Source organism: Rhodococcus sp. ACPA4 (genome assembly GCF_002300185.1).
Taxonomy (GTDB): Bacteria; Actinomycetota; Actinomycetes; order Mycobacteriales; family Mycobacteriaceae; genus Rhodococcus_F; species Rhodococcus_F globerula.
Genome location: NZ_NSDY01000001.1, coordinates 3,192,385 through 3,212,659 on the forward strand (window position 1 = coordinate 3,192,385; position 20,275 = coordinate 3,212,659).

The window sequence follows — 20,275 nt, forward strand, 5'->3', positions numbered from 1 at the left end:
GGCGCTCACACTAGCTGTAAGACGACCGATTTTAAAAGCGGTTCCACTGAGTGGGATGCAAATCACATCCCGACCAGTAAGAAGCCAGGAGAAATACTGCGCGGAGGAGGCAACCATTCGGGGACCGCTAAATGACGAGCAGGAGAACAACAGTGGGCAAATTGGACGGAAAAGTGGCGCTCATCACAGGCGCTGGCCAAGGTGTTGGGCAGGGAGTCGCATTTGCCCTGGCCAAGGAAGGTGCGTCCATTGCAGTTGTCGGTCGCACCGAATCGAAGCTCGTGGACACGTGCAAGGAAATCGCCGACCGTGGTGGCCGCGCCGAGCCGGTGCTGGCCGATGTCAGCGACGGAGACTCAATCACCGCTGCTGTTGACCGAACCGTCGAACTGTTCGGCGGCGTCGACATCCTCGTCAACAACGCGAGCCTGAACCCCTTGGGCAACATTCTGGATCTGACGCCCGAGAAGCTGGCTGCCGGACTCGAGTCCGGGCCCGTGGCAACTCTGCGCACGATGCAGGCGTGCTACCCGTCGATGAAGGCCCGTGGCGGCGGCGCGATCATCAACATGGTCAGCTCGGTGGCCGTTCGGTGGGACGCCAGCGGCTACGGCGGGTACGCGGCCGTCAAGGAGTCCGTGCGTGCACTCACGCGAGCAGCAGCCTGCGAGTGGGGTGTGGACGGGATTCGTGTCCTTGCTGTCGCCCCACACGCGTCGTCGCCCGGCTTGCAGCGGTGGGCCGACGCTCGCCCCGAGGAAGCAGCGGCCTTCGTTGCCAGCATTCCGATGCGCCGCATCGGTGACTGCGAAAACGACATCGGCACTGCCGTCGCGTTCCTCGTCGGACCCGACGCCGGCTACCTGACCGGTGCCACAATCCCGCTCGACGGTGGACAGTCCCGCTGGGGGTGACAGAACTGTGGACGGCCCTGGATCGATTACCGATTCAGGGCCGTTCGACTGTGCTTTTACTACGATCACCCAGCAATGTCCTGTCCTCAGCCGTTGATCGGTGAAATACAAATGCCACCAAAGCGGACGACAGGCTCAGAACAGTCAGAATGATTAACCCGACCATCCACCACATGGCTGCCAGTATGCCGGACGGTGTGTCTGCGGTGACAAGCACCCGAATGAGATCGGGCAAACCGGACAACTGCGAAACCGTTTCTGCCACAGTCCAATAGACCAGTGGCGTTCGGCGCCGCTACAACACACTGCGTGATCGACGGCACAGGGTACTCACACGATCAACAAATACAGGGCATTCTGGAGGGATGACTTTGCCCCGTTCCGCCGTGGAAGCCGTCGACACTGCGCTCAGTGCCCCGTGGGGCGGAATCAGCAACATCGCCGATCTCGACGGGGACATGCACTGGGTAGACTTCGGTGGACCGGAAGACTCGACACCGATCGTCCTGGTCCACGGACTTGGCGGCTCGCATTTGAACTGGGTCCGGGTGGCGCCGACCCTGGCGAATCACGCCCGTGTCTACGCGGTGGATCTGCCTGGCTTCGGCCTCACCCAGGCTCACGGTCGCACTACACACATTCAGGCAAATGCCGCACTCCTGAACCGGTTTATCGACACGGTTGTCGGAAAACCGGTAATTCTGTTCGGCAACTCGATGGGCGGAATGGTATCTGCCCTCGCTACCGCCGCCCGCCCTGATTCGGTGGCCGGCCTGGTATTGGTCGACCCGGCACTGCCGCTACCGATTCGGATCCCCGACCCCGTTATCGCTGCCCAATTCCTCGTGTACGCGCTGCCCTATGTGGGGGAACAGGCAATGAGCCTTGGCCGACGGACGATGACGGACGAGCAGTTGGCCACGCAGATGACCAACCTCTGCTTCGTGGACCCCACCCGCGCCGACTCCGAGGTGGTTGCAGCAGGCGCGGCCCTGTCGAAGATCCGGCGTGGCTTTGCCACTCAGGACGCAGAGTTCCTACAAGCCGCACGATCACTGCTCACCGTGTTGGCCCGTCCACAGAAGTATCGAAAAGCATTGCGCGACATCAGTGCTCCCACCCTCCTGCTGCACGGCGAGCGCGATCGCCTCGTCTCGGTAGCGGCGGCACGATCTGCCGCCGCAGCACATCCGCACTGGACCACGATCATCCTCGGCGACACCGGGCACACTCCCCAGCTGGAATTACCCGACGAGTTCAACCGTCATGTCCTGGCCTGGCTCTCGCACACGAGCCTGATCACGACCTGACACTCACCGGAACCACACCGATGGATCGGCCGTCCCGATCGAGCAAGTGCCCCATCAGTTTTGGCGTGTCCAGAACAACTCGCCGGTCCACCACTTCGAGCGTCGGCGCCCGGGCAGCCAAGTCCGCTTCGAGTGCCGCGAGGTCAGGCAGTGCACGAAACCACCCGGCAAAGAAGAGGTTGTTCGAGCCGGCGACGGAGGCAACAAGACGAATCTCCGTCCGGGCCCTCAGGATTCGCGCCGCACGCTCCGCATCGAGCGCTGGAATCCGAGCCGTGAACAGTACCCGGATCGGCCGCCCCGTCGCGAATCTCGCCAATTCACAACGCAACAGGGTGTGCTGCGACAGGGCGCGGCCCAGCCGTCGACGAGCCGTCGAGGTGCTGATCTCGAGTTCATGAGCCAGTTCGGTCACCGACACGCGCGGTCTGCGTCCGAGAACGTCGATCACGGCGACCGTTGCCCGGTCCAACGGATGTCGGCGGCCGAGTGGCGGTGGTGCCACCCCTGATTCACGCAGCGTCCGAACACCGGACGGTTCGAGAGTGCCCAGCCGCCAACGGCTTCCCTCGGTGAATACCCTGGTGACAGGATGCACCACGACGTCGGTCACCCCGTCCTGAAGTTGCAGATCGTCGAGTACGTATCGAGCCAGCGCATCGGTGCCGACAAACAACGCTTCCGCCATGACTGCACAACCACCCGAGTGAACGTTCACGCTCATCACATGCGCGTGCGCCACGAGTTCGTCGACGATCCGTTTGCGTGATCGAGGTTTGCACCGGATGTCGAGGAATGCCAACACCGATCCCGCGTCGGCGGCCGGGTACGCCGCTATCCAGGCAGTGCCCGAGTCGGTCAGAGATCTCCACCGACGCGCAGCGGTCACCGGATCAACCCCGACAACGCTGCCGATCAACGCCCACGGTGCGCGCGGCTGTACCTGCATCGCGTGGACGATTCGCAGATCGATCTCGTCCAAAACTATCGAATCCTGCATGAAGAAATAAATTAGTACACAAATACTGCATTTTGGTCCGCAGATCCCAGCGCGAACGCAGTCTCAGACGATGACGACAAAAGATCGCGCGGCCAAGCACCTCGACACCATCTCCGATGCCGCACTGGCACTGAGTCACCAGATCCATGAAGATCCCGAACTCGCGTTTGCCGAATACAACGCGTCGGCCGCCGTCGCGGACATGCTCGAGGGTGCCGGTTTTGCGGTCGAGCGCGGTGTTGCCGGACTCCCGACCGCACTCGCCGCTACGTACGGCAACGGCGAACTCGTGATCGGACTGTTTGCCGAGTACGACGCGCTCCCGGACATCGGACATGCCTGCGGGCACAACATCATCGCCTCGGCCGCCGTGACCGCGGGATTGCTCCTCGCACCGTTGGCCGACGAATTGGGAATCACCGTGGCCGTCTTCGGAACTCCCGCCGAAGAGGGCGGCGGCGGAAAGGTCGTCATGCTCGAGGAAGGCATCTTCGATTCACTGCACTGCGCCATGATGGTGCACCCCGGCGCGGGAGACCTGCGCGCCCCCAACATGCTTGCCATCTCGCACCTCGACGTCGAGTACACCGGAGTGTCCTCGCACGCGTCGTTTGCCGTCGGCGCCGTCAACGCGGCCGACGCGTTCACCGTCGCCCAGGTGAGCATCGGTCTACTGCGACAGCATCTTCCGAAGGACGTTCAAGTTCACGGCTACGTCAGCGACGCCGGAGTCGCACCCAATGTCATTCCCGGTAGTTCCCACGGAACGTACGCCGTCCGAGCCGAAACGCTGGGCGGCGTCGAGGCAGCCCAGCCCAAGGTGGAGCAGTGCTTCACCGCCGGTGCCATCGCGACGGGTTGCGACATCGCGATGACGTCACCGTCGCCCGCATACGCGGAGTCACGGTGGGATCAGCAGTTGAGCGTCCTCTACCAGGAGAACCTCGAGGCTCTCGGTCGCACGTTCTTCGATTACAACGGTCCGGCGGCCGGGTCGACGGACATGGGCAATGTCTCGCACCGCATCCCCACCATCCATCCCATCATCGGAATCGAATGCAACGGCGCCGGCAATCACCAACCCGAGTTCACTGCGTACTGCCGCTCCGAGACCGGCGACAAAGCCGTCCTGGACGGCGCGCTGGGACTGGCGTGGACGGCGATCGACTGTGCAACTGATGCGGAGGTGCGTGCCCGGCTCCTTGAAGGACCTGCCGCCCCGTGAGCCTTTTCGGTAGCGTCAACCACCACAACGACGCCCAGGAGGAACTCATGCTCGACGGAACTCCCTGTTGGATCGACCTCACCAGTTCGGACACCGAGGTCGCGAAGAACTTCTACACCAATGTGTTCGGCTGGCAGGTCGACGGCAACGACGATCCGCAGTACGGCGGATACGCCATCTTCAGCAAGGACGGGCAGCCCATTGCCGGTCTCGGCCCCCAGCAGGAGGGCAATCCGTACGGCAACATCTGGACCACCTATATCTCGTCCTCCGACGCGGCTGCCTCGGCCGCCAAAGCGGAGGCTGCCGGCGGCACGATCATGATGCCGTCCATGCAGGTCGGCGAGCAGGGGAGCATGGCGATTGTCGGCGATCCGGCCGGTGCGGTGATCGGAATCTGGCAGCCCGATCAGCATGAGGGATTCGGTGTGGTCGGAGTTCCCGGCGCTCCGGTATGGCACGAGACGATGTCGAAGAATTACACGGCGGATCTGCCGTTCTACGCGGATGTGTTCGGCTGGCAGTTCGAGTCGATGGGTGACACGGACGAGTTCCGCTATTCACAGGCCAAGCTGGGCGGCCCCGCGATTGCCGGCGTCATGGATGCCAGTTCGTTCCTGCCGACGGAGGTGCCGTCCTTCTGGCAGGTGTACTTCGGCGCCGACGACACCGATGCCGCAGTCGCGAAGGTCGTCGAGTTCGGTGGCAGCGTCATCGCGGCCCCTGAGGACACCCCGTTCGGACGCCTGGCGGGTGTCGCAGATCCACTAGGGGCGGCGTTCCGTATTTCGACCATCGTGGGCTGAGGGCCTGCGGCCCTGTGCGCCTTTCCGGTAGCGCCGACTACCAAAAAGGCGCACGGGGGCTTCGCCCCCAATTTGAACGCATGCCCAGAAGGTATGCAGTTTTCGGCGTTCACCGCCTAATCTCATGGGATGCCCGCCCCCGCACCTCTCCTCGATGTGTACTCACAACCGACACTGTCGACCCTTGCGCCGTCAATTCTCGCCTCGCTGGGAGTTGCCGGCGAGGCCAATCGACTGAATCTGCCACCCAGCAAGAGAACGGTGATCTTGCTGGTCGACGGTATGGGAGCCAATCTCCTGGCGCGCAATGCCGAGCATGCCCCGTACTTGAACTCTTGGGTGGGCTCCCCCATCCGCGCCGGATTTCCCACGACGACGGCCACCAGCATCGTGTCCCTGGGAACCGGCCTCCCGTCGGGCGCGCACGGCATTACCGGCTACCAGTCGTACGTCGAGGAAGCCGATGCGGTGTTCAACTGGCTCGGATGGCATCCCACCGGGAAAAAAGAGTCGTACGCCGATTCGATCGTCCCCGAGGTTCTTCAACCGGAAGCCACGACGTTCGACCGGGCGCAGGCCGCAGGCATCACTGTGACGACGGTTGTCCCGTCCAAGTTCGACGGCAGCGGACTTACTCGCGCGGGCATGCGCGGGGCAGCTTTTGCCGGCATTCAGGCGTACGGCGATCTGGTGGCTCGCACGGTTGCCGTCGCAAAATCCGCGGAGCGCACGTTCACGTATTGCTATATCAGCGAGATCGACGCCCTCGGGCATGTGTACGGACCTGAATCGGAGCCGTGGCTCCAGCAACTGTCACTGGTCGATCGTGTCGTCGAACAACTCGCCGCTGCTCTCGGTCCGGACGTGACTCTGATCGTGACCGCCGACCACGGAATGGTCGAGATCACCGACGCGAACAAGATCGACTACGACAACTCGCCGGTCCTGTCCAAAGACGTCCTCGCGCTCGCCGGCGAACCACGCTGCCGGCACATCCACACCCGAGAAGGTGCGGCAGCCGACGTGGCTGCGCGGTGGCGAGCCGAACTCGGCGACCGGATGTGGATCGGCACACGGGCCGAGGGCATTGTCGCCGGATTATTCGGCCCCTCAGTACATTCCGCGTTTCACGGGCGAATCGGCGACGTCATCGCCATCGCTACCGACGATGTTGCTGTGGTGCGCCGCTCGGTGGAATCAGGCCTGGCCGGGCTGCCCGGTCAGCACGGCGCCCTCACACCGGACGAACTACTGATCCCACTACTGTCGTCGCCGCCCCGCTGAGCCGAACCAAACATAACGAGAGCCCGCGAACCTGTTCGGTTCGCGGGCTCTCGTCTGTGAGGAAGATCAGGCGTTCGGATCAGTTCCGAGCGGCGGCAGGATGACGACCTGGCCGGCGTAGGACAGTCCGGCACCGAAGCCGACCAACAGGGCCTTGTCGCCCGGCTTGACCTGGCCGTCGCGGAGCATCTGCTCCATGGCCAGCGGCACCGAAGCGGCGGACGTGTTGCCCGTCTCGGCAATGTCGTTGGAGACCGGGAATCCCTCGGGCAGCTTCATGCTGCGCGCGATGACCTCGTTGATGCGCTGGTTGGCCTGGTGCGGCACAAACGCGTCGATGTCATCGATGGTCAGACCCGACTTCTCGAGCGTGCGCGTGGCAACCTTGCCCATTTCGAAAGCAGCCCAACGGAATACGGCCGTGCCGGCCATCTTGATCCACGGCCGAGCGCCTTCGGGCTTCTCGATGAACTCGAGCCAGCTCGGCTCCTGCTTGATGGCGTCGGACTGACTTCCGTCCGAACCCCACTCGACGGGGCCGATTCCCACGGTGTCACTGACACCGACGATGACGGCGCCGGCGCCGTCGCCGAAGATGAAGCGCACACTGCGGTCGGTCGGCTCGGTGGTGTCACTCATACGGTCGACGCCGACGACAAGTGCGTAGTCGGCAGTTCCGCCGCGGATCAGGTCGTTGGCAACACCGAGTGCGGTGCTGAATCCGGCACAGCCGGCAGCCAGGTCGAATGCGGCCGGACCGTTCATACCGAGTTCGTGAGCGATCACCGATGCGGCCTGCGGCGTCTGCAGGTCGTAGGTGGAGGTGGCGATGATGACAGCGCCGATCTGCTCGGGAGCGATGCCACTGGCAGCCAGGGCGCCCCGTGCGGCACCGAGAGACATCGCGACGACGCCTTCGCCGTCGCCGGCAAAGCGGCGCGACTTGATGCCTGTGCGGGTCTGAATCCACTCGTCCGTGGAATCGATCGTCTCGCAGATCTCGTCGTTGGTCACAACCCGCTCAGGGCGGTGAACGCCGAGCCCGAGAAGGACGGACTGCCGACCTCCGGCCACACTGGCAATCGGCTTACCCATTGATCGATCTCCTCGTTGCTTCAGGTGCTTGACTCGTTTCCGAGATCACACGTTACGTAGCGGACATACGCCCACGCCTCTCAGGTCACCGTTAGGTTACGACAACAACATGAGGCTGGCTCACATTACGCTTGCGGCGCGTCCGCCGTCCAGATGTTCGGTCAAGCCCGCAAATGGGCTAGAACAGCCAGAACCCGACGATGTCCGCTTTGGGAAGTCGACAGGCCGAGCTTCGCGAAGATATTTCCTATGTGCTTGCTCACAGCAGTGTCGCTGACAACCAGTTTCTGCGCGATTTCCTGATTTCCCAACCCTTCTGCCATTAAACCGAGCACTTCCGATTCCCGCGGAGTGAGTGCGCGAATGGGATCGTCGGCGCGACGACGGCTCATCAGTTGGGATACCACCTCGGGATCCATGACGGTTCCGCCGCCGATCACCCGCTCGAGAGCGTCGACAAATTCGGCGACCTTGCCGACACGTTCCTTCAGGAGGTATCCCACACCGCCTGCGCCACCCGCGAGCAGCTCACCGGCGTAGCGGTCCTCCACGTACGCCGAGAGGACCAGAACGGGGAAGCCTGGCCGTGCCTTGCGAACCTCTATCGCGGCCCGCAGGCCCTCGTTGGTGAACGTGGGCGGCATCCGCACGTCCAGGACGCCGGCGTCTGGGGCCGTTTCCTCGAACACCGACAGGAACTGGTCCGCGTCCGGCACCGCGACGACCTCGTAGCCCTCCCCGCGCAACAGCAGCGCCAGTCCCTCACGCAGCAAAGCATCGTCCTCGGCAATCAGTATCCGCACGGCAGTTCCACCCTCATCGTTGTCGGCCCACCGGCCGGACTGTCCAGGACCACAGTTCCCTCGAATGCTTCGACCCGACGCCTGATGCCGGCGAGACCGCCCCCGAGGCGCTCGCTCGCGCCGCCGTGTCCGTTGTCGAGAACATCGATTGTCATGGTCTCAGGATCGGATTTCGTGGCCGCTCGCACAGTGACGGCGTGTGCTCCACTGTGTTTGGCGACGTTGGTCAGCGCCTCGGCCACCACGAAGTAGGCAGCGGCCTCCACCGCGGCCGGAGCGCGTCGTAGGTTCTCGATCTCGAGCACACAGGGCACGGTTGAACGTCCCGCAAGAGCGGACACCGCACCGTCCAGACCGAGTTCGTCGAGAATCGGCGGGTAGATGTCGTGGACAAGCGCCCGTAGCTCGCTCAGCGCTTCCGTGGCCGCTGCCTGTGCCCGATGCACCTGCGGAAGCGCCTGATCCGGATTGTTCGACAGGGCCCGCTCGGCCATTCCCAGCATCATCACCACCGCCACCAGACGATTCTGGGCACCGTCGTGCAGATCCCGCTCGATACGTTTGAGTTCTGCCGAGTGTGCGTCCAACGCCGCCGCACGACTTGCGGTCAATTCGCTCACCCGCCGCGACAAATCCGCCCGGGCATCATCCGCAAGGATAGACGACGCCAACAGAGCGAGCCACCGCGCCATCGCCGGAATCAGCCACCACGCCAACAACAAATACAGAGCGCCCACGACGGGCATGCCGGCCGCTCCCAACCACGACGTCACGGGATAAGGATTGGACACCGGCTCGTCGGCGGGCATCGCCTGCCAATAGAACGGAACCACAAAGGTATTGAGCGCGCCCAGCGGCAACGCGACGGTGAGAAGTCCGGCAACGGGCGCTCCCATCGCATGGAGAACCAACCAGCCGCCGTCGCGTCGCGTCGACCGTTCGGTGAGCAACCGACGCAGATCCCCGATCCCCGGATTGGTCGGCATGGGCGGATAGCGATGGGGAACAGCAGAACCCGAGTAGCGAGACGAACGAGCACGGGCAAGATCCGCCCACCACCGCAACACACGCACGTACGACGGAACCAGCGCCCACCCCACGATCAGCACCGACAACGAGAGCAGGACCATGCCCGCTATCACCAAAGCCAGGGACACCACGCCGGCGCAACCCTCGACAAGCACGTAGCGCACTGCCCGAAACCTCTGCTTCACCGTCCCAGCATGCCGCACTCACCGCGCAGATCCACTACAGCTGGCTACACCATTGATTCGGGACTCTGCAGGATGTCGGGACGCGCCGAATCTCCATAGCGTTGAATTCATGAAGAATCGACACGCGGTCCTCAATCCCCCCGCTCCGACGGCGACCACTGCGGCTGTTCGTCTCGAGGGAGTCAGCAAGGTCTACGGCAAGGTCTACGGCAAGGGCGGCGGCGTCACTGCTCTCGACAATGTCAGCCTCACCCTGCCCCGCAGCACGTTCACCGCGGTCATGGGCCCGTCCGGTTCGGGCAAGAGCACCTTCCTGCACTGCGCTGCCGGTCTCGACAGCCCGACCAGCGGATCGACCTGGCTGGGCGGCACCGACATATCACGACTGAAGCCGAAGGCCCGCAGCATCTTCCGACGCGATCATGTCGGTTTTGTCTTCCAGGCGTACAACCTGCTCGGCGCGCTGACCGTGCAACAGAACGTCACACTCCCCCTACTCCTCGCCGGACGCACCGCCGACAAAAACTATCTGACCTTCGTTCTGGAGGCCGTCGGACTCGGTGCGTTGCGCAATCGCGCACCCGCCGAACTGTCCGGCGGACAACAACAACGAGTTGCCATCGCCAGGGCACTCATCACCCGACCCGACGCGCTTTTTGCCGACGAACCCACCGGCGCGCTCGACTCACGCAGCGCGAAGCAGGTTTTGGAACTTCTGCGCCACACCGCTGCCGAGTTCGATCAGACCGTTGTCATGGTCACCCACGATCCCGTTGCCGCATCGTATGCCGACCGGGTGCTGTTTCTGGCCGACGGAAAACTGGTCGGGCACATCGACCGGCCCACTCCGGCGCAGGTCGCCGAGCGCATGACGCACCTCGGGGACTGGTGACCGTGAAAGCTCATACCGTTGCCCATCTGAAGGCACATCGCTCCGGCTTCATCGCCGTATTCGTATCCGTGTTCTGCGCCGCCCTCCTCACCTGCGCGTTGGGCGTTCTGCTGGAATCGGGAGTGCGAGGCGGAGTCTCGCCGCACCTCTACGCCGGAGCCGATGCCGTCGTCAGTGCGCCGCAGGCATTGGCGGTCAAGGAAGACGCCGATCAGCCCTTTGCCGAGCGGGTTCTGCTCGATAGCGATGTGGTTCACAAGCTCGATGCACTCGATGCCACCGTCGTTCCCGATATCTCCATCCCCGTCAGCACCGCCGACGGCGTCGTACTCGATGCACATCCTTGGCGTACAGCGCAATTGGCACCATATTCGCTGACCGGAGGACGCGCACCGCAGAACAGCAATGAAGTTGTCTCCACCACCGGCGCTGCCGTCGGTGAGCGAATCACGCTGGCGCACGGCGGGATAGTGGACGAGTACACCGTTGTCGGCACAGCCGATTCGGATTCGGAAGCATCACCGGACCGTCCGGCACTCGTCTTCCTCGAAGACCAGGAGGCCGAACGGTTGTGGCCGCATCACGGCTCGGTCACCGCCGTCGGTGTAATCGCACCCGAAGGCGTGAACGCGGCCGCTCTCGCCCGCGAGGCCCTGTCCGGCACCGACGCTGAGATCTCGGCCGGCACCGCGCGTGGCGGCATCGAATTCCTCGACGCCGGTGCTGCGCGGACCCAGTTGATCGCGCTCTGCGCGTCGTTTGCGGGTCTCGCTTTGATGGTCGCCATGTTTGTCGTGTCCAGCACGCTGTCTCTCTCGATCAACGCACGCCGTCGAGAATTTGCTCTGCTGCGCGCAATCGGCGCAACCACGCGCCAGATTCACACGATGATCGGACGCGAGGTGCTCCTCGTCGCTACCGCCGCAGCCGCCCTCGGGCTGATCCCCGGCTTCCTGCTCGCGAAAGTTCTGGGCGCACAGTTCGCGAGCGCCGGCGTCATCCCTCCCGATTTTGCCTTGGTATACAGCCCGATTCCCGCTTTGAGCGCGTTTGTCATCTGCGTTCTGACCGCGCGGGGCGCAGCGGCGGTGGCTGCCCGCCGCCCGGCAAAACTCGAACCTACCGAGGCGCTGCGCGAATCCGAGCGCGGCCCAGCCGAATTGAGTAGGCCCCGGATTGTCACCGGAGCCGTGCTCGGCGTCCTCGGTCTGAGTATGTCCGTACTCCCGGCGTTCCTGCCCGGCGAGGCTGCAGCTGCCGGAGCGGGCAGCAGCGCGCTGTTGCTGATCTTCTCCGTCGCCTTGCTTGGTCCTCTGCTCGTGCGCGCCATCATCCGGGCCGTCGGCGGGCCACTGCGCCGTAGCACCCGAGCGCCGCGAGTTCTGGCTGCCGCAAATGCCGAATCTCATTCGCGTCGGCTCTCCTCCGCCATCGTGCCGCTCGCTCTGGCCATCGCCCTGGGCTCCGTGCAGTTCTTCAGCCAGTCAACCGTCGCCGCCGAGGCAACCGATCAGTCGATCAAGGGAGTGACCGCAGATCTGATCGTCGGCGCTCCGGCCGGCATCGCACCCGCGCTCCTCGACTCCGTCAGGGCAATTCCGGGAGTCAGCGCCGCCAACCCCGTCGTCCGCAGTCAGGTCCTGCCGGTGACGAGTGGTGACGAGGCAGGCGCAGCGGTCACCCCGATCTCCGCGCAAGGAATCGACGCCGCTCACGCCGCGCCCACTCTCGACCTCGATGTCATCGAGGGAGATTTAGCCGATCTGACCGACGACACCGTTGCCGTGAGCAGCGACGGTGCCTTCGCCCTCGGTGCCCGCGTCGGTGGTCGCATCGATCTCCATCTCGGCGACGGCACGGTGATACATCCGTTGGTTGTCGCGAAGTACGGTCGTGGACTCGGTTTCGGCGACGTCACTCTGCCGGTCGACACGCTGCGGACACACTCCACCGATGCGCTGATCGACACGGTTCTGGTGCGCGCCGAACCTGGACGCATCAATGAGGTGCAGCAGTCACTGCAGTCCTTCTCCTCTATCTCGGCAATGAACCAGGACCAGTTCGGGGCCGCCGGCGCCGACGAGCGTCGAATGCAGTCCTGGGTGAGCATCCTCGCGGTCCTGGTTCTGCTGGGTTATCTGGCTGTCGCTGTTGTGAACACCTTGGTCGCGGCCACGGCGGAACGCGCGCGAGAGTTTGCCCTACTGCAACTCGTGGGCGCCAGAACCAGTCAGGTTCGCGCAATGATGCGGATCGAATCCGTCATGGTGGTCGGTATCGCCATTGTGGTCGGGACGCTGATCGCCATACCTCCGCTGGTGGGGATCGCGATAGCCGTCTCCGGCGCGCCGGTACCCACCGTCTCGCCGGCGGTCTACGGATCGATCGTTGCCGTCACTGCCGCCTTGGGATTCCTGTCGATCGCCGTCCCGACGCGGGGGGCACTGCGCAAGAACTGAGTGCCACTACCGTCGTCACTTATGGACGCGGCCGACTGGGACAAGAAGTACGAACGATCGGAACTCGTCTGGGGCGCTCCCCCGAACGAGCTTCTGGTGGAATACGCGACGGCCCTCCCCCACGGCAAGGCATTGGACCTGGCCTGCGGCGAGGGCCGCAACGCGTTGTGGCTGGCAACACGAGGCTGGGAAGTGACCGGCATCGACTACTCGGCCGTCGCGATCGACAAGGCCCGCACGATCGCCTCCCGATCCCCACGCTCCGTGGTCGATCGACTGGACTACCGCTGCGGTGACGTCACCACGGTCGAGTACGGCCACAATTACGATCTTGCGCTCGTTCTGTACCTCCATCTGCCGGCACCACAACGCACGTTGGTTGTGAACCGTGCCATAAATTCTCTGAAACCTGACGGAATCCTCATGATTTTGGGTCACGACCGAAGCAACGTCGATTACGGCGTCGGCGGACCACAGGATCCCGAAATCCTCTACACGCCAGAGGATTTGATGGAAGAATTCGGAAACCGGCTCAGTTTCGAGATCGCCGGAAATCCGCACAGACACACCGAAACGGGAATCGCGATCGACGCACTTGTCATCGGACGGAAATTCGATGTTGGCAGTTGAAAGAACGACTAGTAACATGTATTAAGTTACCGACGAGTAATAAACTTCGGGCGGTACTAGGAGTGCTGGACCGCACCACCTCACTGGGAGAAGCAGACATGGGCCATTACAAGAGCAACGTCAGGGACCTCGAGTTCAACCTCTTCGAGGTACTCGGACTGGAAAAGCCACTGAGCGAAGGCGCTTGGGGCGATCTCGATGCCGACACCGTCCGCAGCATGCTGGCCGAGGTCGCACGACTGGCTGAGGGACCTCTCGCCGAGTCCTTCGCCGACGCCGACCGTAACCCGCCTGTCTTCGACCCGGAGACCCACGAGGCGAAGCTTCCCGAATCCTTCAAGAAGTCCTTCCGCACCATGTGGGACGCCGAGTGGTTCCGCATGGGCCTGAGCGAAGAGGTCGGCGGCGTACCCGTCCCCCGCACGGTCGTGTGGGCGATCGCCGAAATGCTCCTCGGCGCGCAGCCGGCCGCATTCATGTACCAGGCCGGCCCCTCCTTCGCCGACGTGCTGTTCAACAACGGCACCGAAGAGCAGAAGAGTTGGGCAGCCACTGCTGTCGAACGCGGATGGGGCGCCACCATGGTCCTCACCGAGCCCGACGCAGGCTCCGACGTCGGCGCCGGCCGCACCAAGGCGATCAAGCAGGACGACGGCTCCTGGCACATCGAAGGCGTCAAGCGCTTCATCACGTCCGCAACCTCGGATGATCTGTTCGAGAACATCTTCCACCTCGTCCTCGCTCGCCCCGAAGGCGCCGGCCCCGGCACCAAGGGTCTGAGCCTGTTCTTCGTCCCGAAGACGCACTTCAACTTCGAGACCAACGAACTCGGCGAGCGCAACGGCGTCTTCGTCACCAACGTCGAGCACAAGATGGGCCTCAAGGCATCCACCACGTGTGAGCTCACCTTCGGTGGCCACGGCGTCCCCGCCCAGGGCTGGCTGGTCGGCGAGGTTCACAACGGCATCGCGCAGATGTTCGACGTCATCGAGCACGCTCGAATGATGGTGGGCACCAAGGCTATCTCCACCCTTTCCACCGGCTACCTCAACGCTCTCGACTACGCAAAGCAGCGCGTCCAGGGTGCCGATCTCACCCAGATGACCAACAAGGCCGCACCGCGCGTCACCATCACGCACCACCCCGACGTGCGTCGTAGCCTCGCGATGCAGAAGGCATACGCCGAAGGCCTGCGTGCGGTGTACCTCTACACCGCGGCGCACCAGGACGAGATCGTCGCCAAGCATGTCTCGGGCGCCGACAAGGACACCGCGTTCCGCGTCAACGACCTCATGCTCCCCATCGTCAAGGGCGTCGGCTCCGAGCGCGCATACCAGTACCTGACCGACAGCCTCCAGACCCTCGGCGGCTCGGGATTCCTGCAGGACTACCCGATCGAGCAGTACATCCGCGACTCCAAGATCGACTCGCTGTACGAAGGAACCACCGCCATCCAGGCGCAGGACTTCTTCTTCCGCAAGATCGCTCGTGACCGCGGTGTCGCCCTCGCTCACATTGCCGGACAGATCAAGACGTTCATCGACAGTGAAGCAGGCAACGGTCGCCTCAAGGCGGAACGCGCACTGCTCGCTTCCGCCCTCGAAGACGTCCAGACCATGGCGGCAACCCTCACCGGGTTCCTCATGGGCGCTCAGGAGCAGCCTTCCGAGCTGTACAAGGTCGGACTCGGCTCGGTGCGCTTCCTGATGGCTGTCGGCGACCTGATCATCGGCTGGCAGCTGCTGCGCCAGTCGGAGATCGCTATCGCAGCGCTGGACAACGGCGCTTCCGACAAGGACAAGGCGTTCTACGAGGGCAAGGTCGCCATCGCGTCCTTCTTCGCCAAGAACGTACTGCCGGAGCTCACCGCGTCGCGCGAGATCATCGCCAACACGGAGAACGACATCATGGAGATCGACGAAGCTGCATTCTGATCGACTGAACCGGGTCCGGCCGCTGAGGGGTTTTCCCTCGGCGGCCGGACCCGTTTCAGTTCGCTGATCGTGAAGGTTTTTACTCGCGCAGCGAGCAAAAACCTTCACGATCGGCCGCCCACTCGGGGCACCAGTTCGGGTTGTCTGTGGTTGGCTGAACCAGCACTGCCGACTCCAACCCGAAAAGGTGATCGCCGTGGCCGCTCCGCACGAGGCGTACGAATCTCAGCCCGAGTACACGCGCGAGACAGCAGTAACAGCGCGGGGATTACGCCTCGACGGACCGTGGGGCCCGGTATTCGGCCCGGTAGACCTCGACATCGGGGCCGACGGCGTCACCGTCATCGAAGGCTCGGCCGGATCCGGACGCACCTCACTGCTCCTGGCACTGAGCGGGCGATTGAAGCCCAGTTCCGGGTCACTGAGCGTATTCGGACGTACCCGCCCGCGCGACATCTTCGACATCTGCTCCATCGCCGGTTTCGAGGACATCGACGAACTGGCACAGTCGGTCACCGTTCGCGACCTCGTCACGGAGCAGATCCGTTGGGATGCACCATGGTACAAATTGATCGGCCGCGCCGGTGACGAGCAACTCGCCGCCGTCTGCGGGCCGGTGTTCGGCGATCACCCACTACCGCGTCTGGGTCAATACGTCAGCGATCTCGGTGAACTCGAAGCCACCTTGCTGCGGATCGCCGTCGCAAACACCAAGAAGACCGCGGTGCTTGTCATCGACGACCTCGAGCAGGTACGACGCGATTACGAGCGCGCCTACCTCGTGGAGCGACTCGCCGACCTGGGGCGATATCAGACCGTCATCTGCTCCACGGTGAATCCGCTGCCCGAAGGGTCACCGGTCGACGTGCTCACTCTGCGCGACGATGTCACCTATCCCGATCAAGAAGGCGCGAGGTAGCCGCGATGCTTGCAGGAATGTCACTCGGAACCGAGCTGAAGCGGTTCTCCCGGGGAGTCATGCCCCGAATCGCACTCGTCACCATCATCCTCATGCCACTGTTGTACGGCGCAATGTACTTGTGGGCGTTCTGGAATCCGTTCGGCGAGGTCAACAAGGTTCCGGTCGCGCTGGTCAACATCGATCGCGGCGCCATGGTTCAAGGGAAAGAACTCAACGCGGGCGACCAGGTGAGCCAAGCTCTCCTTGACTCCGGCGAACTGGACCTGCACCTCGTCTCCCCCGCCGAAGCAGCGCAGGGCGTTTCGGACGGCACGTACTACTTCTCGTTGACACTGCCCGAGAATTTCAGTGAAGCGGTCGCCTCGCCCACGTCCGACAACCCACGTAAAGCCCAGTTGCAGTTCGCCTTCAACGACGTGAACAACTACCTGGCCACGATCATCGGCCAAAATGCCGCCCAGCAGATTCTCAACCAGGTGGGCGCCACGATCGGCGCACAATCCGTCGAGACCGTGCTGCTGGGACTCACCGACGCGGGCGCCGGGCTGAAACAGGCCGCTGACGGAGCACAACAACTCTCCGCCGGCATGACAACCGCAAACGACGGCGCAGCCCAACTTGCCAGTGGCTCGAAGACTTTGGCGGACAACATGGTGACCGCCCGCGACGGCGCCGCCACCCTTGCCGGCGGTACCGCACAACTCTCGGCGGGAATCGACACCGCAACCGGTGGAATCCTGGCGCTCACCGACGGATTGGGACAACTCGATGTGGGTGCCGGTCAACTGGGCAACGGCGCAACAGAACTCAGCGGCGGCGTCACGCAGGTTGTCGACACCCTCGATGTTCTGGGCGACACGCAAGCTCAGGCAACACAGTTGGTGGGTCAAGCCGTAGCAGCACTGCGCCTGAATCCCGATCCCGTTTCGCAGCAGATCGCCAACGCGTTGGCACCCGCCCAGGACATCCTGCGCACCCAAGGGTTCGGCGAATCCACCATGGGGCAACTGGCCGAGCTCAAAAGCGGCGCACAGCAACTCGCGTATCAACTCGGAGATCCGTCGAGCACCTTCCGTGCCGGCCTGAGCGCGGCAGTCGGCGGCGGCGGCGAACTGCGCAGCGGACTCGTCCAGCTACGCGACGGAGGCCAACAGGTCAATGCCGGCGCCCAAACGCTGAGCAGTGGTCTCGTTCAGCTCACCGACGGCAGTATCGAACTCTCCGACGGCGCTGCTCAGCTCGCCGAGGGAACCCCGAAGTTGCAGGCCGGCGCGTCCGAACTTGCCACCAAGCTCACCGAAGGCTCCGGGCAGGTGCCGAGTTGGACTGACGAGCAGCGCACCGCGGCAGCGCAAACGCTCTCCAGCCCGGTCGAACTGCAGGAAACCTACAAGAACCGAGCCGCCACCTTCGGCACCGGTTTCGCTCCGTTCTTCCTGCCTCTCGCCCTGTTCGTGGGCGGCATCATCACGTGGATGTTGCTCAAGCCACTACAGAACCGCCCGATCGCCAACGGGCTGGGAGCGCTGCGCGTTGTGTTGGCGTCGTACTGGCCGGCACTGCTGATCGGCGTCTGCCAGGTAATCGTCATGTACGTGGTGGTGCACTTCGGAGTGGGACTTCATGCCACCCATATCGCGGGCACCGTCGGATTCCTCATTCTCATCACGGCCACCTACATGGCACTCATCCAAGCCTTCAACGCGATATTCGGTGTGTCCGTCGGACGCGTTGTCACCCTGGCGTTCCTGATGTTGCAGCTGGTTTCGGCCGGCGGAATCTATCCCGTGGAAACCACGGCCAAACCCTTCCAGATCATTCATCCGTTCGACCCGATGACATACGCCGTCAACGGTTTACGCCAGCTCACGGTAGGCGGAATCGACTCGAGGCTCTGGGTGTCCATCGCAATCCTCAGCGGCGTGCTGATCGCATCGCTGACCGCCAGTTCGCTTGCCGCCCGGCGTAATCGGCAGTGGACGATGGATAGATTGCATCCGCCGATCGAGGTGTAGCGCTATGACAAGTCTACTTGACATTGAATGACAAGTGTCCTTTACTTTTCCTATGGTCGAAAGAGCCGGAGACAACCGAGTGCGTGAGCACCGACGCCTCATTGGGCTCACCCAGGCGCAGCTGGCCACAGCTGGGCAAGTGAGCCGGCAGAGCATCGTCTCCATCGAACGCGGTGACTACGCACCCAGTGTCTACCTGGCAATACGGCTGGCAGGAGCGCTGGGAACCACCGTCGAAACACTCTTCCCGCTACCGGAACATGCCGAGGAGACAGTATGAGCACGATGATGAAGGCACTGCGGTTCGTCGGCGATCTGGACGACGACTTCTACAAGGACGAGCGCCAACGCGACGTGTGGAACGAAGCCTCAGCGGTCGGGTTCCAACTGGCGTACTGGATCGCCTTGATCGCGGCGGCAATTCTTCCGTGGGTTGCCGGACGAACCGGCGCGTGGATCTCATTCGGACTGATCATCGGATGGTTTGTCTGTTCGATGGCGGTGCTGCGCTACGCACAGGTCCATGATGTCGATGTCTACGCGAGCATGAAGGGTCTCGACCCCCGAGTTCTCGTTGCCGGGTCCGTCTACGTGATCGCACCGATCGGCGTCGTCGCACAACTGATGGCTCGGCCGGGCGAGGGAATCGCGACCTGGGCCGGCGGTGGAGTCGGTGCGCTCATCGGACTCACGGCTGCCGTCCTGGGTGTAAAACGCCACCAGAGGCGCGCCGCCCTACGCGACGAGGCGGACGAGCTTCTCTGAACGCCCATCTTTCTGACAGCCCATCTTTTCTGACGGCCCAGAAGTTCGCGGCAACCGAATAGAGTGGAGGCGCGCTCGGGCTCTACCTGCTCGGGTCCCCACTATTCGGAGGTCAGATGCCCAGCCCACTCCCGGACTTGGTGTCGGTTGTCATACCCGCGTACAACGCCACCGAACTGATCGACGAACAGCTGGATGCACTGGCCGCGCAAGATTACGCGGGCCGCTTCGAGGTGATCGTCAGCGACAACGGTTCTACCGACGGTCTTCGGCGGCACCTGGAGAACTATCCCCACGCGACCACGCTCGCGCTACGGCTGATCGACAGCAGCGACAAGCCCGGCGCGGCGCACGCCCGCAATGCCGGTGTGGCACAGTCCAAGGGCGAGCTGATCGCGTTCGCGGACGCCGACGACCGCGTCCACTCCGGGTGGCTCAGCGCGATGGTGGAAGCATGCACGCGCTACGACGCAGTGGGCGGCACCCTCGAAACGGCGTCGATCAACTCTGCCGACGTTGCCTCCTGGCGGCCACTTCCGGCAGGCGGCACATTACCGAGCATCCACGGATACCTCCCGGTCACGCCGAGCTGCAGTTTTGCCGCACCCCGATCGCTCATCGACGAACTTGGTGGATGGAACGAGGAATACACCGGTTCCGGTGAAGACTTCGAGTTCTGCGTTCGACTTCAATTGCGGGGCTTCACTCTCGGACAGGCCACCGACGCCGTGACCGCTTACCGCCTGCGTGACTCGTACCTCGAACACTGGCGACAGAACGTGGCGGGCGGACGTGCCGATGCCAAGCTCTACGCGAGTTTCCGCGACCACGGAATGCCTCGCCGATCGCCCATTGCGCTGGCTGACACGATTGCCTACATTGTCTTCCGAAATCCCTTGATTCCGAGGAAGGTCCGGAGAAACACCACGGGAATGTGGCTCTTCCACCTCGCCAATCTCTACGGACGCATCCGTGGCAGCATCGAAAACCGTGTCTACTACCTCTGA

General features: G+C 63.5%; 18 protein-coding genes. 14 read left to right on the forward strand and 4 right to left on the reverse strand.

Going from position 1 to position 20,275, the window contains the following annotated elements; translation table 11 throughout:
* The first annotated feature begins 152 nt into the window (after nucleotides 1-152).
* On the forward strand, nucleotides 153-914 hold the full coding sequence (locus CJ178_RS14425) for an SDR family NAD(P)-dependent oxidoreductase (RefSeq protein WP_045064572.1): 762 nt from the start codon (nucleotides 153-155) through the stop codon (nucleotides 912-914).
* 365 nt (nucleotides 915-1,279) lie between these two features.
* Entirely contained in the window at nucleotides 1,280-2,224 is a 945-nt protein-coding gene (locus CJ178_RS14435) for an alpha/beta fold hydrolase (RefSeq protein WP_045064577.1), read from the forward strand.
* On the opposite strand, the gene CJ178_RS14440 is transcribed toward CJ178_RS14435, so the two are convergent.
* A complete protein-coding gene (locus tag CJ178_RS14440) occupies nucleotides 2,214-3,224 on the reverse strand; it encodes an Lrp/AsnC family transcriptional regulator (RefSeq protein WP_095886992.1) in 1,011 nt (336 codons plus the stop codon). The genes CJ178_RS14435 and CJ178_RS14440 overlap by 11 nt on opposite strands.
* Nucleotides 3,225-3,294: 70 nt before the next feature.
* On the opposite strand from CJ178_RS14440, the gene CJ178_RS14445 reads away from it, so the two are divergent.
* The 3 genes from CJ178_RS14445 (at nucleotide 3,295) to CJ178_RS14455 (ending at nucleotide 6,539) form a co-directional block, all read left to right on the forward strand.
* Complete coding sequence (locus CJ178_RS14445) at nucleotides 3,295-4,449, forward strand: M20 family metallopeptidase (RefSeq protein WP_033231676.1); 1,155 nt, start codon at nucleotides 3,295-3,297, stop codon at nucleotides 4,447-4,449.
* Nucleotides 4,450-4,496: 47 nt separating this feature from the next.
* A complete protein-coding gene (locus CJ178_RS14450; RefSeq protein ID WP_095887986.1) occupies nucleotides 4,497-5,255 on the forward strand; it encodes a VOC family protein in 759 nt (252 codons plus the stop codon).
* Between the two features lie 129 nt (nucleotides 5,256-5,384).
* Nucleotides 5,385-6,539 (forward strand): alkaline phosphatase family protein, encoded by a 1,155-nt coding sequence (locus CJ178_RS14455; protein WP_095886993.1) that lies wholly within the window; start codon nucleotides 5,385-5,387, stop codon nucleotides 6,537-6,539.
* A gap of 66 nt (nucleotides 6,540-6,605) precedes the next feature.
* Here CJ178_RS14455 and CJ178_RS14460 read toward each other — a convergent pair whose 3' ends face one another.
* The 3 genes from CJ178_RS14460 to CJ178_RS14470 all read right to left on the reverse strand — a co-directional run bounded on the left by CJ178_RS14460 (nucleotide 6,606) and on the right by CJ178_RS14470 (nucleotide 9,651).
* The gene (locus CJ178_RS14460) at nucleotides 6,606-7,634 is read right to left on the reverse strand and encodes a beta-ketoacyl-ACP synthase III (RefSeq protein WP_033231678.1); all 1,029 of its coding nucleotides are present in this window, start codon (nucleotides 7,632-7,634) and stop codon (nucleotides 6,606-6,608) included.
* A 161-nt stretch (nucleotides 7,635-7,795) separates the two neighbouring features.
* Nucleotides 7,796-8,437, reverse strand: coding sequence for a response regulator transcription factor (locus CJ178_RS14465; RefSeq protein WP_033231679.1), 642 nt, complete (start codon nucleotides 8,435-8,437; stop codon nucleotides 7,796-7,798).
* The gene (locus CJ178_RS14470; RefSeq protein WP_095887987.1) at nucleotides 8,425-9,651 is read right to left on the reverse strand and encodes a sensor histidine kinase; all 1,227 of its coding nucleotides are present in this window, start codon (nucleotides 9,649-9,651) and stop codon (nucleotides 8,425-8,427) included. The genes CJ178_RS14465 and CJ178_RS14470 overlap by 13 nt, the downstream gene beginning before the upstream one ends.
* A gap of 109 nt (nucleotides 9,652-9,760) precedes the next feature.
* Here CJ178_RS14470 and CJ178_RS14475 point away from each other — a divergent pair, with 109 nt between their 5' ends.
* The 9 genes from CJ178_RS14475 to CJ178_RS14515 all read left to right on the forward strand — a co-directional run bounded on the left by CJ178_RS14475 (nucleotide 9,761) and on the right by CJ178_RS14515 (nucleotide 20,275).
* Complete coding sequence (locus CJ178_RS14475; RefSeq protein ID WP_095886994.1) at nucleotides 9,761-10,543, forward strand: ABC transporter ATP-binding protein; 783 nt, start codon at nucleotides 9,761-9,763, stop codon at nucleotides 10,541-10,543.
* A gap of 2 nt (nucleotides 10,544-10,545) precedes the next feature.
* Entirely contained in the window at nucleotides 10,546-13,002 is a 2,457-nt protein-coding gene (locus tag CJ178_RS14480) for an FtsX-like permease family protein (protein ID WP_257013154.1), read from the forward strand.
* Nucleotides 13,003-13,023: 21 nt separating this feature from the next.
* Nucleotides 13,024-13,632, forward strand: coding sequence for a class I SAM-dependent methyltransferase (locus CJ178_RS14485; protein WP_033231683.1), 609 nt, complete (start codon nucleotides 13,024-13,026; stop codon nucleotides 13,630-13,632).
* 98 nt (nucleotides 13,633-13,730) lie between these two features.
* Nucleotides 13,731-15,566: an acyl-CoA dehydrogenase gene (locus tag CJ178_RS14490; protein ID WP_045066672.1), complete on the forward strand. Its 1,836-nt coding sequence runs from the start codon at nucleotides 13,731-13,733 to the stop codon at nucleotides 15,564-15,566.
* Nucleotides 15,567-15,753: 187 nt separating this feature from the next.
* Nucleotides 15,754-16,485, forward strand: coding sequence for an ATP-binding cassette domain-containing protein (locus CJ178_RS14495; protein WP_373557454.1), 732 nt, complete (start codon nucleotides 15,754-15,756; stop codon nucleotides 16,483-16,485).
* A gap of 5 nt (nucleotides 16,486-16,490) precedes the next feature.
* The gene (locus CJ178_RS14500) at nucleotides 16,491-18,503 is read left to right on the forward strand and encodes a YhgE/Pip domain-containing protein (protein WP_095886996.1); all 2,013 of its coding nucleotides are present in this window, start codon (nucleotides 16,491-16,493) and stop codon (nucleotides 18,501-18,503) included.
* Nucleotides 18,504-18,555: 52 nt separating this feature from the next.
* Entirely contained in the window at nucleotides 18,556-18,783 is a 228-nt protein-coding gene (locus CJ178_RS14505; protein ID WP_095886997.1) for a helix-turn-helix transcriptional regulator, read from the forward strand.
* Nucleotides 18,780-19,268, forward strand: coding sequence for a hypothetical protein (locus tag CJ178_RS14510; protein ID WP_095886998.1), 489 nt, complete (start codon nucleotides 18,780-18,782; stop codon nucleotides 19,266-19,268). Before CJ178_RS14505 ends, CJ178_RS14510 begins: the two co-directional genes overlap by 4 nt.
* A gap of 116 nt (nucleotides 19,269-19,384) precedes the next feature.
* Nucleotides 19,385-20,275 (forward strand): glycosyltransferase, encoded by an 891-nt coding sequence (locus CJ178_RS14515; protein WP_095886999.1) that lies wholly within the window; start codon nucleotides 19,385-19,387, stop codon nucleotides 20,273-20,275.

Bases quoted from the DNA above. Each gene is read 5' to 3' on its own strand.
- CJ178_RS14490 (WP_045066672.1), top strand. From the start codon at position 13,731: ATGGGCCATTACAAGAGCAACGTCAGGGACCTCGAGTTCAACCTCTTC.
- CJ178_RS14450 (WP_095887986.1), top strand. From the start codon at position 4,497: ATGCTCGACGGAACTCCCTGTTGGATCGACCTCACCAGTTCGGACACC.
- CJ178_RS14445 (WP_033231676.1), top strand. From the start codon at position 3,295: ATGACGACAAAAGATCGCGCGGCCAAGCACCTCGACACCATCTCCGAT.
- CJ178_RS14500 (WP_095886996.1), top strand. From the start codon at position 16,491: ATGCTTGCAGGAATGTCACTCGGAACCGAGCTGAAGCGGTTCTCCCGG.
- CJ178_RS14515 (WP_095886999.1), top strand. From the start codon at position 19,385: ATGCCCAGCCCACTCCCGGACTTGGTGTCGGTTGTCATACCCGCGTAC.
- CJ178_RS14460 (WP_033231678.1), bottom strand. From the start codon at position 7,634: ATGGGTAAGCCGATTGCCAGTGTGGCCGGAGGTCGGCAGTCCGTCCTT.
- CJ178_RS14510 (WP_095886998.1), top strand. From the start codon at position 18,780: ATGAGCACGATGATGAAGGCACTGCGGTTCGTCGGCGATCTGGACGAC.
- CJ178_RS14455 (WP_095886993.1), top strand. From the start codon at position 5,385: ATGCCCGCCCCCGCACCTCTCCTCGATGTGTACTCACAACCGACACTG.
- CJ178_RS14485 (WP_033231683.1), top strand. From the start codon at position 13,024: ATGGACGCGGCCGACTGGGACAAGAAGTACGAACGATCGGAACTCGTC.
- CJ178_RS14475 (WP_095886994.1), top strand. From the start codon at position 9,761: ATGAAGAATCGACACGCGGTCCTCAATCCCCCCGCTCCGACGGCGACC.
- CJ178_RS14435 (WP_045064577.1), top strand. From the start codon at position 1,280: ATGACTTTGCCCCGTTCCGCCGTGGAAGCCGTCGACACTGCGCTCAGT.
- CJ178_RS14440 (WP_095886992.1), bottom strand. From the start codon at position 3,224: ATGCAGGATTCGATAGTTTTGGACGAGATCGATCTGCGAATCGTCCAC.
- CJ178_RS14505 (WP_095886997.1), top strand. From the start codon at position 18,556: ATGGTCGAAAGAGCCGGAGACAACCGAGTGCGTGAGCACCGACGCCTC.